Here is a 15,826-nt window from a genome sequence, read left to right as displayed (position 1 = left end):
AGGTCAGCGGCCGGTGATCCCCGGCGTCGTCGCGGCCAGCAGGACCTCGCCGGTCACCGGCAGGTGCACCGGCTCGGCGGACGCGGGCAGCAGCGCCAGGCGGGTGGCCTCCGCGCCGATGTGCGCCAGCGGGAGGCGCACCGTGGTCAGCCCCGGAACGGCGTCGCGCAGGGCGGGGACGCCGTCGAACCCGGCGAGCCCCAGGTCGCCGGGCACGGAGACGCCGGCGTCGCGCGCCGCCGCCAGGGCGCCGAGAGCCATCACGTCGTTGACGGCGAACACGGCCTCGACGTCGCCCCTGTCCGCGAGCAGGCGGGTCATCGCCGCGTACCCGCCGTTCCGGTCCGGCTCGGCGCCCAGCAGCCGGTGGTCCGGCACGGGGCAGCCCAGCTCCGCGACGGCGTGCGCGAACCCGTCGCGGCGCTCGGTCGTCGACCAGTGACCGGCGGAGCCCCCGAGCACGGCGAACCGGCGGTAGCCCCGCCCGTGCAGCGCCCGGGCCAGGTCGGCCGCGCCCTCGCGGTCGCCCACGACCACGGTGTCGCCACCCAGGTCCGCGCGCCCGACGACGGCGACCGCCCCGCCGACCGCCCGGAACGAGTCGAGGGCCGCGCGCAGGGCCGCGTCGGTCGACGCGTCCCCGGCCGGTCCGCCGACCAGGACGACGCCGCGGGCACGGTGCCGCTCCATCGACGCGACGACCGCGACCTGCCGCAGCGGGTCGGCCCCGGTGGACGCGAGGGTGAGGGTCAGGCCGGCCGCCTCGGCGGCGGCAGCGACCCCGGCCGCGATCGCGGCGACGGCCGGGTCGGCGATGTCGTGCACCACCAGGCCGAGGGACGTCGTACGGCCGCGGGCCATCGCCTGGGCGATGCCGTCCGGCGAGTAGCGCAGCCGCTCGGCGGCGGTGTGCACGCGCTTGCGGAGGTCCTCGCCGACGGTCCGGTTCGCGCTGCCGTTGAGCGCGCGCGACGCGGTCGCCAGGGAGACGCCCGCCTCCCGGGCCACGTCGCTGAGCGTCACCTGTCCCGCCATCCGGCCACGGTAGGCGCCTTCCCTCGTGCACCCGCTCGGGCACCTGGGTGCCCGCACCCAGGTGGGGCGGGTGAAAGACGAGAGGGCCGGGCCGCACCTCGCGGTGCGACCCGGCCCTCTCGTGCCCTGGTGGGCGGTGCTGCGTCAGGCGGGCAGGAGGCCCGTGCCGCCGTCACCGGACGACGGCATCGGCGGTGCCGGCGGGACGTCCGTGCCCGAGCCGGGGGTGCCGGCCGAGCGGGCGCCCGCGGCGACCGGCTCCTTGGCGCGGGAGCCACGCTCCTCGCCGCGGAACACGAACTCGCCGAGCAGGCCCTCGCCGTGGGCGTCCACGACGATCTGCTGACCCGCGTGGAGCTCGCCGAACAGGATCTTCTCGGACAGCGCGTCCTCGATCTCCCGCTGGATCGCGCGGCGCAGCGGCCGGGCGCCCAGGACCGGGTCGTAGCCCTTCTCCGAGAGCAGCTTCTTGGCCGCCTCGGTGAGCTCGATGCCCATGTCCTTGTCGCGCAGACGGGAGTCGAGCTTCGCGATCATCAGGTCGACGATCTGGAAGATCTCCGGCTGCGAGAGCTGCGGGAACACGACCACGTCGTCGACGCGGTTGAGGAACTCCGGACGGAAGTGCGTCTTGAGCTCGTCGTTGACCTTGGACTTCATGCGCTCGTACGACGTCGACAGGTCGCCGCCGGCCTGGAAGCCGGTCTGGACGCCCTTGGCGATGTCCCGGGTGCCGAGGTTCGTGGTCATGATGATGACGGTGTTCTTGAAGTCGACCACCCGGCCCTGCGAGTCGGTCAGGCGACCGTCCTCGAGGATCTGCAGCAGCGAGTTGAAGATGTCCGCGTGCGCCTTCTCGACCTCGTCGAACAGCACGACCGAGAACGGCTTGCGCCGGACCTTCTCGGTGAGCTGGCCGCCCTCGTCGTAGCCGACGTAGCCGGGGGGCGAGCCGAACAGCCGCGACACGGTGTGCTTCTCCGAGAACTCGGACATGTCGAGCTGGATCAGCGCGTCCTCGTCACCGAACAGGAACTCCGCGAGCGCCTTGGCGAGCTCGGTCTTCCCGACGCCGGTGGGGCCGGCGAAGATGAACGAGCCACCGGGACGCTTCGGGTCCTTGAGCCCGGCACGGGTCCGGCGGATGGCCTGCGAGAGCGCCTTGATCGCCGACTCCTGGCCGACGACCCGCTTGTGCAGCTCGTCCTCCATGTGGAGCAGGCGGCTCGACTCCTCCTCCGTGAGCTTGAACACCGGGATCCCGGTGGCCAGCGCCAGCACTTCGGCGATGAGCTCCTCGTCGACCTCGGCGACCGCGTCCAGGTCGCCCGACTTCCAGGCCTTCTCCTTCTCCTGGCGCTTGAGGCCGAGCTGCTTCTCCTGGTCGCGCAGGCGCGCGGCCTTCTCGAAGTCCTGCTCGTCGATCGCCGACTCCTTGTCGCGACGCGTCTCGGAGATCTGCTCGTCGAGCTCACGCAGCTCCGGCGGCGCCGTCATGCGGCGGATGCGCAGGCGGGCACCGGCCTCGTCGACCAGGTCGATCGCCTTGTCCGGCAGGAACCGGTCGTTGACGTACCGGTCGGCCAGGGTGGCGGCGGCCACGAGGGCGCCGTCGGTGATGGAGACGCGGTGGTGCGCCTCGTACCGGTCGCGCAGGCCCTTGAGGATCTCGATGGCGTGCGTCAGGTTCGGCTCGGACACCTGGATCGGCTGGAACCGGCGCTCGAGGGCCGGGTCCTTCTCGACGTACTTGCGGTACTCGTCCAGGGTCGTGGCACCGACCGTCTGCAGCTCGCCACGGGCCAGCATCGGCTTGAGGATGCTCGCGGCGTCGATCGCGCCCTCGGCGGCACCCGCACCCACGAGGGTGTGGATCTCGTCGATGAACAGGATGATGTCGCCGCGGGTGCGGATCTCCTTGAGGACCTTCTTCAGGCGCTCCTCGAAGTCACCCCGGTACCGGGAGCCGGCGACCAGCGCGCCGAGGTCCAGCGTGTAGAGCTGCTTGTCCTTCAGCGTCTCCGGCACGTCGCCCCGGACGATGTCCTGGGCCAGGCCCTCGACGACGGCCGTCTTGCCGACGCCGGGCTCGCCGATCAGCACCGGGTTGTTCTTGGTGCGGCGGGACAGCACCTGCATGACCCGCTCGATCTCCTTCTCGCGCCCGATGACCGGGTCGAGCTTGCCCTCGCGGGCCGCCTGCGTCAGGTTGCGGCCGAACTGGTCGAGGACGGCCGAGCCCGAGGGCTGACCCTCCTGCGGACCGCCGGCGGCGACGGGCTCCTTGCCCTGGTACCCCGACAGCAGCTGGATGACCTGCTGGCGGACGCGGTTCAGGTCCGCGCCGAGCTTGCCGAGGACCTGGGCGGCGACGCCCTCGCCCTCGCGGATGAGGCCGAGCAGGATGTGCTCGGTCCCGATGTAGTTGTGGCCGAGCTGCAGGGCCTCCCGCAGCGACAGCTCCAGCACCTTCTTGGCGCGCGGCGTGAACGGGATGTGCCCGCTCGGGGCCTGCTGGCCCTCGCCGATGATCTCCTGCACCTGGGCGCGCACCGCGTCGAGCGAGATGTTCAGCGACTCGAGCGCCTTGGCCGCGACACCCTCCCCCTCGTGGATCAGGCCCAGGAGGATGTGCTCGGTGCCGATGTAGTTGTGGTTGAGCATCCGCGCCTCTTCCTGGGCGAGGACGACCACGCGACGGGCTCGGTCCGTGAATCTCTCGAACATGTGCACTCCTCACGAGCGGCGTGCTCGTCGGACGCGGTCGGGCTCTGTCTGCCCGTGCGCCACGCACGACGAGGCGGCGTTGTTCGATGCTAACGGCGGGGGTGCCCCGGGGCGTCCCGTGTTCGCCCCTGGCGTGACGGGGACGCGCAGAGCCCCCGGGGCCGCGGGCGCGGTCCCGGGGGCTCCGGTGCGGGTCCGCCGGTCAGAAGCCGGTGGTGATCTGGTCGGCCGGGGGCGCGGTGATCTCGACCGGCTCGCCCCAGCCGGTGAACGTCGCGTCGATCGAGCCCTCGGGCAGCTCGGAGAGCATGCGGCGCATCAGGTCGTCCCCGTCGACCCAGTACGTGTAGCTGAGCTCCGCCGGCACGGACGCCCCGCTCGCCAGCGCCTCCGGCTGCGAGGCCAGCGCGGCCTGGGTGTCGATGGTGACGGTGTACGGCTGGGCCAGCACGCCGCCGACCTCCTCCGGCTCCCCGGACTTCTCGACGGAGCGGATCGCGTCGCGCAGGCCGGCGAGCGCGCCGGTCGGGTCGAGCTGCCCGGCCATGCCCTCGAACTGCGCGGCCATCGGGTCGGAGGTGTCGGACGGGTCGACCTGGATGAACTTGCCGCCGGTGAGCTCCCCCATGCTCATGTAGACCATGCCGCCGACGACGCGCATGTCCATCTCCCCCACCTCGGGGACGGTCGTCACCATGCTCATCTCCTGCGCGCCGCCCTCGAGGTACCGGACGACGCCGGTCGCGTCGGTGGTGACGTCCATCGCCGTCGTCTGCATGGACAGCGACACGGAGCCCGCGGCCTGCGCGGCGGCGGTCACGCGGTCGACGAAGTCCTCCGCGGTGAGGTCGAGCTCGGCCGATGCGTCGACGGTCTCCTCCGCCGCCTCCGACCCCTCGGCAGCGGCGGCGGGACGGTCGGACTTGTCGCCCGTGTCGGACGAGCAGGCCGACAGGCCGAGGACGGCCGCCGTCGCGAGCGACAGGACGGCGGTGGCACGGGTGACGCGCATGGGTGGGACTCCTCCGGAAGGGTCGGGTGCCGCACGACGCGACGGCGCACGCGGGGGTGCGACGACAGCGCGCCGGCCCCCTGGCGGCGCCGGACCCGCGCGGGCGGTCTCGGCTCCCCGACGGTATCCCGCCGGTGACCTGCGTGTGCGCCGGGCAGGCGCCCGCTGGGTGCCCGCTGAGCGCGGGGTCACCCGCGCGGCCCGGCCCGGCGCCCCTGCGACACTGGGGCCGTGCTGCCCCCGACGACCACGACCGAACCCGTCCTCGACCCGCCCGTGCTGCCCGGCGCGGGCGACGTCCGCCTGATCGTGTCCGACATGGACGGGTCGCTGCTCGACGAGCGCGGCCGGGTGCCCGACGGCCTGTGGCCGCTGCTGGACGAGATGGACCGCCGCGGCATCACCTTCGTCCCGGCGAGCGGCCGCCAGTACGCCAACCTCCGCTCCCTGTTCGGCGACCGGGGCGCCGGGCTGGTCTACATCGCGGAGAACGGCGCGTACGTCGCGCAGCACGGCGCCGACCTGTCCACCGACCCGCTGCCGGAGGGCGAGGCGCCGGTCGTCATCCAGCGGGTGCGGGACCTCGCGGCCGCGGGCGGCGACGTCGGGATGGTGCTGTGCGGGCAGCGGGCCGGCTACATCGAGCGCGGCGACGGCGCGTTCGCCGAGCACGCCCGGCGGCACTACGCCTGGCTGGAGCAGGTGGACGACCTCACGGCCGTGGACGACGTGGTGCTGAAGATCGCGGTGTTCGACTTCGGCGCCGTCGAGGAGCGCACCGCGCCCGCCTTCGCGGACCTCGCCGGGCGGCTCCGCGTCGTGGTGTCCGGGCAGCACTGGCTGGACGTGATGAGCCCCGCCGCGGACAAGGGGCACGCCCTGGCGCGGGTGCAGGAGCGGCTGGGCGTCACGCCGGAGCAGACGATGGCGTTCGGCGACTACCTGAACGACGTCGGGCTGCTCGCCGGCGCGCGCTGGTCGGTCGCGATGGACAACGCGCACCCCGACGTCCGGGCCGGCGCCCGCTACGTCGCGCCGGCGAACTCCCGCAACGGCGTGGTCCGCACCATCGCCGCCGCCCTGGGCACGCCCCTCCCGTCCTGACGCGCCGCCCCCCGGCCCGCGAGGTCGTCACACGTGCACGAGGTCGTCCCGCAGGACCGACGACCTCGTGCGGTCGTGACGACCTCGAGCGCGACGCTGGGTCACCAGCCGTGGAGGGTGGGGGCCTCGCCGGGGTAGGACTCGAAGACGGCGCGCTCGTCCGGGGTGAAGGGGCGGGGCTGGTGGGTCCCGCGGTCGAGCTGGACCATCCGGGACCGGGCGCGCAGGTAGACGACCGGCTCCCCGGTCGTGGCGGGCTCCCCGTCGACGATCTCGTACGCGAAGTCCACCGACGACCGCCCGGTGCGCGGCACCCACACGTCGACCGCGATCGGCTCGGGCCGGAACGCCAGCGGCGCGAGGTACTCGATCTCGTGCTTGACGACGACGAGCAGCGAGTCCGTGGGCCGGCCGGCGGGGTCGACGCCCATCGACGGGAACAGCGCGAACCGCGCGTCGTCGAGGTAGCGCAGGTAGGCGGCGTTGTTGACGTGCGCGAACAGGTCGACGTCGGACCACCGCACCTGCATCGTCACGCGTCCGCGTCGGGGGGTGGGGGCAGCGGGGTCGGTCACCGGATCAGGGTAGGCCGGGTCCCTGCGCGGCAGGCGTGGCCGGGGCGCCCGGCGCGGCCGGGGCGGCGACGTCCTGCACCGGGTCGCCGCCCGGCGCCGGCTCCACCCGGGAGCGGCGCAGCCGGAGCCGGCCCTGCGCCAGCAGGATCCCGAGCAGCACCAGGACCGCGCCGGCGGGCTCGTTCCACCCGAGCTGCTCGCCGAGGACCACGACGCCGAGCGCGACCCCGATGACGGGCGTGATGTAGGTGACCGTGCTGGTCGCGGTCGGACCCCAGCGGAGCAGCACGTTGACGTACCAGAGGTAGACGATCCCGGTGCCGAGCACCCCGAGCACGACCAGGCTGCCGACGATGGCGGGCGTGAGCTCGACGGGAGTCGCGACGACCCACGGCGTCAGGAGCAGCATGAGCACGGCGCCCGCCGCGATCTGCAGGAACGACGTCGTCACGGCCGCCACCCCGCGGCCGGTGACGAACCGCCGCAGGTACCCGAAGGTGAGGCCGTAGCAGAGCGCCGCGCCGAGGCAGGCGAGCTGCCCCGCGACCTCCTCGACCGCCCCGTCGCCGCCGGCCAGCTGCCACGGCGCGCTCAGCACGACGACCCCCGCGAGCCCGAGGACGACGCCACCGACCTGCGCCCGGCTCAGCCGCTCGACGCGGAACGCCAGCGTCACGACGAGGACGGTCATCAGCGGCGTCGTCGCGTTGTAGATCGACGCGATGCCGGAGGAGACGTGCTGCTCCGCCCAGGCGAAGAGCGTGTACGGGGCGGCGCAGCCGAGCAGGCCCACGACCAGGAAGTGCCCCCACATCGCGCGGGACCGCGGCAGGGGGCTGCGGGTGACGAGCATGACGACGCCGAGCGCGAGCGCGCCCAGCACCAGCCGCGTCCACGCGATCTGCAGGGGCGCCGTGCCGGCGAGCGCGACCTTCATGAACAGGAAGCTCGCGCCCCACACCACGCCCATGCCGACGAACTGCACGACGGTGCTCAGGTCGGCCCGCCGGGCCCCGCTCTGCTCGCTCACCTGCGCAGACTACGGCCGCCCGCCGACACGCTCCGGCGGTGGTCGGACCCCGCGTCCGGGCACGTCGCGGTCAGCCGTCCGCGGCCGCGTGCAGCGCCGCGACGTCCAGCTTCTGCATCCCCAGCATGGCCTGCATCGCGCGCTGGGCGCGGGCCGGGTCGGGGTCGCCGAGCAGCTCGCCGAGCGCCCGGGGCACGATCTGCCAGGACAGCCCGAACGGGTCCTTGAGCCAGCCGCACTGCGACGGCTCGCCGCCGCCGGCGATCAGCCCGTCCCACAGGGCGTCGACCTCCTCCTGGGTGTCGACGGAGACGTAGAACGAGAACGCCTCGGTGAACCGGAACTGCGGCCCGGCGTTGAGCGCCTCGACCGGCAGGCCGTCGAGCTCGAACGAGACCGACATGACCTTCCCGCCGAGGTCGCCGGGGGCACCGTCGGGGTAGGTGCGGGTGTCGAGGACGGCGGAGCCCGGGATCAGCGACGTGTAGAGCTTCGCCGCCTGCTCCGCCTGGTCGTCGAACCACAGGAACGGGTGCACGCTGGTCTGCACGGGGTGCCTCCTCGACTCGGGTGCCGCCCAGTCTGCTCCGCGGACCTCGCGGTCGTCACGAGGTCGCGGGAGCGGCCACCCGGAAGCGCCCGGCGGTCGCCACGGTCGGCGCCACGAGCGCGGCGGGCAGCAGGAACGCCAGCGCCAGCCCCGGCCCGTCGGCGAGCAGGCCCACGGCGACCGCGCCCAGCACCGCGCCGGCGTAGTTGAAGACGTTGACCCGCGCGACGACCTCGTCGGTGCGCGCCGGGTCCAGGTCGCCCGCGGCCGAGAACGCCAGCGGGACCAGGGCGCCCACCCCCACCCCGACGACGGCGAACCCGAGCACGGCGGCGCCCGTGCTGGGCACCAGGGCGACCAGCACCAGGCCGGCCGTGGCGGCCGCCGCCGCGCCGGCGACGAGCGGGGCGCGGCCCGTGCGGGCGACCAAGCGGTCCCCCGCGAGCCGCGTGACCAGCACCGCCGCCTGGTACGCGGCGTACCCGAGCGGCGCGACGGCACCGGACGCGAGCAGCACGTCGTGCAGGTACACGGTGCTCCACGTGCTCACGGCCGAGTCCGCGACGAACGCGGCCAGCACCACGCTGCCGACCAGCCAGATGCCGCGCGTCGGCAGCGGGCCGCGCGCGGGACGGGGCGCTGGGGACGCTGCGGACGCGCTCGGCAGCACCGGGTCGGACCCGAGCAGCCGCCGGCGTCCGGCGACCGCAGCCCCCGCGAGCGCCACCGCCGCCACGACGAGCGCCCCGGTCGCGCCCGGGACCCCGGCCGTGCCGACCAGCGCCGACATGACCAGCGCGCCCACCACGGCAGCGGCCGTGTAGCTGGCGAAGAACCCGGACATCACCGGCCGGCCGTAGCGCCGCTGCACGAGGACGCCCTGGATCCCCGTCGCGGCGTCGACCACGCCCAGCCCGACCCCGTAGGCCGCGAACCCCGCGACGAACGGCGCCACCGGCACCGACAGCGCCACCAGCGGCAGAGCCAGCGCCTGCACCGCGAGGCCGGTCAGCAGCGCCGCCCGGCTGCCGTACCGGGTCGCCAGCCGCTCGGCGAGCACCGACCCCGCCGCCGCCGTCACGCAGACGAGCAGCACCACCAGGGAGACGGCGGTGTCGTCGATGCCCTGCCGCTCCTTGAACGCGGGCAGCGCCGTCACGACGGTCGCGTACCCGAACCCCTGGGCGGCGAACGCGGCGGCCACCGCCACGCGCGCCCGTACCGCCCCGGCCGCGGGAGCCGTCGTCTCGTCCGCTCTCGTGCTGTCCATCGCCCGCCCTCACGCCGTCGTCCGCTGGTGCCGTCGGTACCGGTGGTGCTGTGGTGCTGGTGGTGCGGTGGTGCTGGTGGTGCGGGTCAGGCCCCGAGCCCGGGGTGCCGCGCCCGGACGATCCCGAACGCCTCGTGCGCGACCTCGACCGTCCGCGCGATGTCCGCCGAGGTCAGGGCCGCGTTGATGAAGTGGTTGTGGTGTGAGGTGAGGTACACCCCGCGCTGCACGCACTCGGCGACCCACTCCTGGTGCAGCATGAGCGAGTCGTCCTCGGCCAGCCGGAGGTAGAACAGCGCGGGCGCCCCCGACGCCACGAGGTGCAGGCCGTGGTCCGCCGCGGCGGCGACCAGCCCGGTGGTCAGCTCGGTGCCGAGGCGCTCGAACAGCACCGGTGCGTCGAGGTCCCGCAGCTTGGTCAGGGTCGCGATGCCCGCGGCGAACGGCACGGCGCTCATCCAGTACGACCCCGTGTACTGCAGGCTGCTGACGACGTCCTTGAGCGAGTCCCGGCCGCAGAGCGCCGACACGTTGTAGCCGTTCGCGAGCGCCTTGCAGAAGCAGATCAGGTCCGCCTGGAAGCCGAAGTAGTGGTCGGAGCCGGCCAGGTCCAGCCGGAAGCCGGCGCGCACGTCGTCGACGATCAGCACGACGCCGTGGTCGTCGCAGAGCTTCCGCACGGCCTGCCAGAACCCCGGGCTCGGCAGCCGGTTGTCGACGAAGTTGCCGTGCATGTACGGCTGGGCGATCAGCCCGGCGACCTCGCCGCGGTGCTCGCTCAGCAGCCGCTCGAGCGCGGGCAGGTCGTCCCACGGCGCGTACAGGTTGTGGGCGACGTCCTCCTCGAGGACGCCGGGGTAGTCGAGCTTCTGCGTCCACGGCGCGACCCCGTGGTAGAAGCCCTCGAAGAACACGATCTTCTTGCGGCGGGTCGCCGCGCGGGCGGTCATCACCGCGAGCGTGGTGGTGTCGCCGCCGTTCTTCGCGAAGAAGGCCCAGTCGGCGCTCGCGACGGTGTCGACCAGCAGCTCGGCGAAGTCGATCATCACGGTCGACGGGATGGTGACGACGTCCTCGAGCCGCGCCTGGGCGGCCGCGGCCGCGTGCACGTCCGGGTCGCCGTAGCCCAGCACGTTGGGCCCGTAGCCGCACATGTAGTCGATGTACTCGTTGCCGTCGACGTCCCAGAACCGGGTGCCCTCGGCCCGCTGGGAGAAGAGCGGGAACGCCGTCGTCGGGATGGCGCAGCCCTCCGCCGGCCCCTGGTGCCCGTAGATGCCGGACGGCACGACGCGCAGCGCCCGGGCGAAGGCCTCGCGGCTCTTCGCGTAGGTGTACGGCGTGGTCGTGGTGCTGGTCGTCATCGCGCTCACTTCCCGAGGTACTGGCCGACGCGGTCGAGGATGCGGTTCACGTTGTCGACCATGGACACGGTGCCGCGCATGGCCATCCGGCCGTCGCCGAGGCAGGCCATCGCGCTGACCCGGCCGGCCAGGAGCGCGCCGGCGGTGTCGAGGTCGGCGAACGTCAGGGCCGCCCGCGGCGAGGGCGAGGGGTGCGGCAGGAACGTGAGCCGGTGGTCGCGGGCCCGGAGCGTGTACGCGAGCTCGCCGGTGACCTCGAGGGCCACGTCGCCGTCGCCGATCAGGTGCGCGCTGAACCGGCCCGACCGGTCCTCGTTGCCGAGCTGCGCGGCCGCGGCGACCGCGACGTGCAGGGTGAGGGCGGTGCTGGTCGCCCGGAACGCCGGGTCGGCGAGGTCCTCGTCCGACGGGCGCAGGTACCGCGTCAGCAGCTCGGTGAGCGGTGCGAAGACCTGCGTGAGGAACCCGAGCCGGTGGAACCCGCTGACCGGCACCGGCCGCGCCGTGCCGTCGATCACCCCGTTGAACGCCACGGGGCTCGCGAACGGCAGCACGACCGTCGCGACCGCGCGGTCCGGCACGACCCGCACCTGCCCGTCCCGGAACGCCAGCACCCCGCGCGGGCCGCCGCGGACGGCGAACGCGATCGACAGGGGGCGGGGGTCGCGGGCCAGCAGCGCGCGGGCCGCCGGGACGCGGCGGACCAGCTCGGGCAGCGTGCCGAGGACCGCGTACAGGTTCACGTACGCGGCCGCCCGCGGGTCGGTGTCCGTCAGCACGGGGCGTCCTCCTGGGTGCGGGGCGGTTCGGGCGGGGCAGCGCCGGTGGGACCGGCGACCGGCTCCGCGAGCGCGGCGAGCGCCCGCGCGGCGAACCGGGCGGTCTCCCGGGCGGCGGCGGTGTCCCGGTCGGCGAGCCACACGCTGGTCAGCCCCTCGGTCGCCATGACCAGCGCACGGGCGGCCTGGTCGAGCGGCACGGTCCACCGGCTGCGCGCCGCGACCGCCGCCGTGGCGAGCGTGGCGCGGGCCGACTCCTGGTAGACCCGGTGCTGGGCGACCAGGGAGGCCCGCTGGCCGGGGGTGCGCATGGCGTAGACGGCGAGCTCGAACAGCGCCTGCTCGCGGTCGGGGTGGGCGGCGAGCAGGTCGACGTAGCGCTCGAGCCCGCCACGGATGACGTCCTCCAGCAGCGGCGGGCCGGCCTGCTCGGTCCCGGCGTCGGACGGCAGGGCGACCGGCAGCAGCCCCTCCTCGGCCGCGCGGCGCTCCTGCGCGGTGACCTCGGCGATCACCGCCTCCAGCAGCTGGTCCACGGACGGGAACGCGTAGTGCAGGCTCGCCAGGGACATGCCGGCCTCGGCGACGACCGCCCGGGTGGTCGCGCCCGCGACCCCGTCGCGGACGATCACCCGGATCGCGGCGTCGACCAGGGCGCGCCGCCGCGCCTCCACCGCCATGCGCGGCACGTCACCCACCTCCCGCGAGCCGGCCGGCCACGCCGAGCACCACGCGGCGCGGCACCACCCCGGCGAGCACCGCCGTGACCCTGTTCCGCAGGCCGGCGACGACCGACGGCGGCGGGTTGCGGCGGTCGAGGGCCCGGAACGCGACGTCGACGATCTCCGGCACGGTGAGCACCTGGCCGACGCGGAACGCGTCCGACCCCGCGACCCCGAAGAACTCGGTCTCCGCGGGCCCCGGGGCGAGCGCCAGGACGCGGAGCCGCGACCCGCGGTGCTCCTGCCAGAGCGCCTCGGTCAGCGAGCGCACGTACGCCTTGGTCGCGGCGTAGACGGCGAACGACGGCCCCGGCTGGTAGGCCGCCGTGCTGGCGACGTTGACCAGGAGCCCGCGCCGGGCGGCCACCAGGTCCGGCAGCAGCAGCCGGGACAGCAGGGTCAGCGCGGCGACGTTCACCTGCAGCTCGGCGGCGACCCGCGCGGGGTCGGCCTCGTGGAACGGCCCGTACGTGCCGAAGCCGGCGCTGTTCACCAGGGCGTCCACGAGCACGCCGCGCCCGACCAGCTCGGCCACCAGGGCGGCGGGGGCGTCCGGGTCCGCGAGGTCCGCGGGGAGCACCGTCGACACGGCGCCGTGCTCGGCCCGCAGCCGCTCGGCCACCTGCTCGAGCCGGTCGCGGCGGCGCGCCACGAGCACGAGGTCGTACCCCCGGGCGGCGAACCGGCGGGCGAACTCGGCACCGATGCCGGACGAGGCGCCCGTGACGACGGCGACGGGGCGGGGGTGGGCGGAGATGGGCGTGCTCCTCGCAGGCCCGGACGGGGCGACTGGGACGACCGACCCAGTCCGGACACTGTCGCAGGCCAGGGGCCCGTGCACCACGGTCCGGCGCGAGATTTCACATGCCCGAAACCCGGTGAGCGGGCGGTCGCACGATCCCGGCGGCGCGCGCATCCGAGCGGACCGGGTGAGAGGTGCGCGAGCGTCCGCCGCTCGAGATGATCCGTGGCGGCACTCGTCGGCACGAGGCTCGACAGGGCGTGACCGCGGTCGACCACCCTGCACGGGTCCGCACCGTCCCGTTCAGCGCCCCGCGCACCCCACGCACGTCCGCGCCGTCGGCAGCGCCCGCAGCCGCTCCGTGGCGATCGGGCGGTGGCACCGGGTGCACGTGCCGTACGTCCCCCGCTCCAGCCGGTCCAGCGCGGCGTCGACCTCGGCCACCCGCTCGCGCATGTCGTGCGCGAGCGCGTCCAGCAGCCGGCGCTCGTACGCGATCGTCGACCCCTCGGGATCGTGCTCGTCGTCCGCCACCGACTCCCGCGACGCCGCGACGACCGCGTCCCGCTCGGCGCCCGTGCCCGCGAGGCGCGCGAGGGCCTCGCGCCGGCGCTCCCGCAGCACCGCCGCGACCTCCACCGGGTCGAGGGTCTCCGCCATCCGCCCAGTATCCGCCCGCACCGGCGCGGACGCCCGGCCGCCGCAGTCCACGGCTACGAGCGACGCGCCCGCTGCCGCACGCGTTCCCATCGCCGGCTGCTTGGGCCGTGCCGCGGCCGAGCGGGGCGGGCATCGCGCGCCCGAGGTCGCCGCCCGAGCAGGTCGGGCACTCTCGAGGTACGCAGGACGAGCGCGTGCAGGTCCCGGTCGAGCATCGCGGCGAGCCTCACCAGGTCGGCGAAGCCGTCGCGCGCCGTCGAGCGGACCACGACGCCGTCGTCCCGGCGCCGGCCGGTCAGGGGGTAGCCGTCGATGAGCGGCTCGTGGTGCGCCATCCGATTGCGCAGGACGTTGACGCGCGCCGCCACCTGGTGGGCGAACGCGCGTCCCCATCGCGCTCCGTCAGCACGCGCCACCGCACGCCCACCCGGGAACGCGCGGTCGAGCACCCCGCGCCACAGGAGCTGGTCGTAGTCGCAGCGGACACGTCGAGGCTCGGCACCGTGGTGATCGCCCTTGTCCAGCAGCCCGACCCAGAACCCGAAGGTGCACTGGGCGACGATCCTCCCCGGCAGCTTCGGCCCCACGACCTGCCCGTAGGCCTGGGCGAGCTGCCGGCTGGCCCGGTCGTCGAGCCCCACGTCGGTCCGCGAGTACCACTCGGGTCCCCACCGCTCGACGAGGCGTCCGTTCATCGCGTTCCGCAACGCGACCTCCAGCAGAGCGACGTCGGCGAGGAAGGCGGCGGCGAGCTCACGGTCCCAGAGGTAGAGCGCACGCGCCCAGGCCGCGTCGCCGCGCGCCACCCGCAGGTACGTCGCCATCCGGGTGGCGGAGATCGAGCGGTCCAGGGCCGCGACCTGCGCTCGCGACAAAGGTGCACGCACGCACTCACCCACTCACCCGTAGTAGCCTGGCGACGCAGTCCCCGGCGCACGCCTCTGTCGAACTCGAGTCGGCATGCAGCCGGGGTTCTTTTCGTTCGCCACCCTGCGGCAGCTTCTCCCCCGTCGTGTGGGACCTTTCGGCCCCCGCGGCAAACCGGCGGCGCCGGTCGTCACCGCCGCGACACACGCCGGGGCTAGCCTGCCCGGGTGCCTCGCATCGCCCCCCACGCCCGTGCCGTCCCCGCCTCCGGCATCCGCCGGATCACCGAGCTCGCGTGGTCGCTGCCCGGCACTGTCGTCCTGAGCGTCGGCGAGCCGGACCTCCCGACCGCGCCCCACGTCCTGGGCGCCGCACGCGACGCGCTGGACCGCGACGACACCCGCTACACGCCGAACGGCGGCATCGCCCCGCTGCGCGACGCCGTGGCGGCGTGGCTGGACGCGGAGCACGCGCCGCCGGTGCGCCGCGACAACGTGTGGGTCACCGCGGGCGGCGCGCAGGCGCTGCACCTCGGGCTCAGCCTGACCGTGGGCGCCGGCGACGGCGTGCTGGTCCCGGACCCGGGGTACCCGCCGTTCACGATGGCGACGCGGCTGCTCCAGGCCGAGGCCCAGCCGTACGCCCTGCGGCCGGAGGACGGGTTCCTGCCCGACCCGGCGGCGGTCGAGGCGGCGATCACCGACCGGACCCGCGTCCTGCTGCTGAACTCGCCGTCGAACCCGCTCGGCACGAGCCTGCCCGCGGACCTGGTCGCGGAGCTCGTGGACCTGGCCCGCCGGCACGACCTCTGGGTGCTGTCCGACGAGTGCTACGCCGCGTTCACCTACGACGCCCCGCACGTCCCGGCGGCCCGGTTCGACACCGACGGCCGGGTGCTGACGCTGCACACGTTCTCGAAGACGCACGCGATGACCGGGTTCCGGGTGGGCGTGCTGGTCGTGCCCGACACGATGGCGCCGCTGATGCCGACGCTGCAGGAGTCGGTGATCTCCTGCGTGAACACGCCCGCGCAGTACGCGGCGCTCGCCGCGCTGACCGGGCCGCAGGACGCCGTCGACCACGCGCGGGCGACCTACCGCGCGCACCGCGACCTCGCCACGGCGCTGCTCGACGAGCGGGGCATCCCGTGGCTGCCCGCGGGCGGCGGGATCTACCTGTGGGCGGACCTGTCGCACGCGACCGGCGGGGACGTCGCCGCGTGGGCCGAGGACCTGGTCCGGTCGGCCGGCGTCGCGGTCGCGCCGGGCTCGGCGTTCGGGCCCGCCGGCGAGGGCTGGGTGCGGATCTCGCTGACCGCGAGCGCCGACGACCTGCGCACCGGGCTGTCCCGGCTCCCCGCGCGGACCGGGGTCGTCGCCGGCTGAGCGC

The 15,826-nt window shown here is 74.8% G+C and carries 15 protein-coding genes; 2 read left to right on the top strand and 13 right to left on the bottom strand.

What is annotated here, in order from left to right; translation table 11 throughout:
• Positions 1-3 precede the first annotated feature (3 nt).
• From ACWPWW_RS12635 to ACWPWW_RS12625, 3 genes are all read right to left on the bottom strand, one after another.
• Entirely contained in the window at positions 4-1,035 is a 1,032-nt protein-coding gene (locus ACWPWW_RS12635; RefSeq protein ID WP_454050720.1) for a LacI family DNA-binding transcriptional regulator, read from the bottom strand.
• A gap of 144 nt (positions 1,036-1,179) precedes the next feature.
• Positions 1,180-3,762, bottom strand: coding sequence for an ATP-dependent Clp protease ATP-binding subunit (locus ACWPWW_RS12630; RefSeq protein WP_454050719.1), 2,583 nt, complete (start codon positions 3,760-3,762; stop codon positions 1,180-1,182).
• 202 nt (positions 3,763-3,964) lie between these two features.
• Positions 3,965-4,774 carry a hypothetical protein gene (locus ACWPWW_RS12625; RefSeq protein ID WP_454050718.1) on the bottom strand — a complete coding sequence of 270 codons (810 nt, stop codon included), beginning with the start codon at positions 4,772-4,774 and terminating at the stop codon, positions 3,965-3,967.
• Between the two features lie 231 nt (positions 4,775-5,005).
• On the opposite strand from ACWPWW_RS12625, the gene ACWPWW_RS12620 reads away from it, so the two are divergent.
• A complete protein-coding gene (locus tag ACWPWW_RS12620; RefSeq protein WP_454050717.1) occupies positions 5,006-5,878 on the top strand; it encodes a Cof-type HAD-IIB family hydrolase in 873 nt (290 codons plus the stop codon).
• A gap of 101 nt (positions 5,879-5,979) precedes the next feature.
• Here the strand turns inward: ACWPWW_RS12620 and ACWPWW_RS12615 are convergent, their stop codons facing one another.
• The 10 genes from ACWPWW_RS12615 to ACWPWW_RS12570 form a co-directional block, all read right to left on the bottom strand.
• Positions 5,980-6,453 (bottom strand): acyl-CoA thioesterase, encoded by a 474-nt coding sequence (locus ACWPWW_RS12615; protein WP_454050716.1) that lies wholly within the window; start codon positions 6,451-6,453, stop codon positions 5,980-5,982.
• Positions 6,454-6,457: 4 nt separating this feature from the next.
• A complete protein-coding gene (locus ACWPWW_RS12610; RefSeq protein ID WP_454050715.1) occupies positions 6,458-7,483 on the bottom strand; it encodes a DMT family transporter in 1,026 nt (341 codons plus the stop codon).
• Positions 7,484-7,553: 70 nt separating this feature from the next.
• Positions 7,554-8,033 (bottom strand): VOC family protein, encoded by a 480-nt coding sequence (locus ACWPWW_RS12605; protein ID WP_454050714.1) that lies wholly within the window; start codon positions 8,031-8,033, stop codon positions 7,554-7,556.
• A gap of 55 nt (positions 8,034-8,088) precedes the next feature.
• Complete coding sequence (locus tag ACWPWW_RS12600; RefSeq protein ID WP_454050713.1) at positions 8,089-9,303, bottom strand: MFS transporter; 1,215 nt, start codon at positions 9,301-9,303, stop codon at positions 8,089-8,091.
• 86 nt (positions 9,304-9,389) lie between these two features.
• The gene (locus ACWPWW_RS12595) at positions 9,390-10,667 is read right to left on the bottom strand and encodes an aminotransferase class III-fold pyridoxal phosphate-dependent enzyme (protein WP_454050712.1); all 1,278 of its coding nucleotides are present in this window, start codon (positions 10,665-10,667) and stop codon (positions 9,390-9,392) included.
• A 5-nt stretch (positions 10,668-10,672) separates the two neighbouring features.
• On the bottom strand, positions 10,673-11,446 hold the full coding sequence (locus tag ACWPWW_RS12590; protein WP_454050711.1) for a hypothetical protein: 774 nt from the start codon (positions 11,444-11,446) through the stop codon (positions 10,673-10,675).
• Positions 11,440-12,126, bottom strand: coding sequence for a TetR/AcrR family transcriptional regulator (locus ACWPWW_RS12585; RefSeq protein WP_454051811.1), 687 nt, complete (start codon positions 12,124-12,126; stop codon positions 11,440-11,442). Before ACWPWW_RS12585 ends, ACWPWW_RS12590 begins: the two co-directional genes overlap by 7 nt.
• Positions 12,127-12,136: 10 nt before the next feature.
• On the bottom strand, positions 12,137-12,925 hold the full coding sequence (locus ACWPWW_RS12580; protein ID WP_454051810.1) for an SDR family NAD(P)-dependent oxidoreductase: 789 nt from the start codon (positions 12,923-12,925) through the stop codon (positions 12,137-12,139).
• A 288-nt stretch (positions 12,926-13,213) separates the two neighbouring features.
• A complete protein-coding gene (locus tag ACWPWW_RS12575) occupies positions 13,214-13,570 on the bottom strand; it encodes a TraR/DksA family transcriptional regulator (protein WP_454050710.1) in 357 nt (118 codons plus the stop codon).
• Positions 13,571-13,623: 53 nt separating this feature from the next.
• Positions 13,624-14,457: a hypothetical protein gene (locus ACWPWW_RS12570; RefSeq protein WP_454050709.1), complete on the bottom strand. Its 834-nt coding sequence runs from the start codon at positions 14,455-14,457 to the stop codon at positions 13,624-13,626.
• Positions 14,458-14,664: 207 nt separating this feature from the next.
• Here ACWPWW_RS12570 and ACWPWW_RS12565 point away from each other — a divergent pair, with 207 nt between their 5' ends.
• Positions 14,665-15,822, top strand: a complete 1,158-nt coding sequence (locus tag ACWPWW_RS12565) for a pyridoxal phosphate-dependent aminotransferase (RefSeq protein ID WP_454050708.1) — start codon at positions 14,665-14,667, stop codon at positions 15,820-15,822.
• The last annotated feature ends 4 nt before the right edge of the window (positions 15,823-15,826 follow it).

The organism is Cellulomonas sp. Marseille-Q8402 (assembly GCF_965119525.1).
Note: the sequence above shows the minus strand (reverse complement) of the source record. Positions and strands in the feature narration are given on the sequence as shown.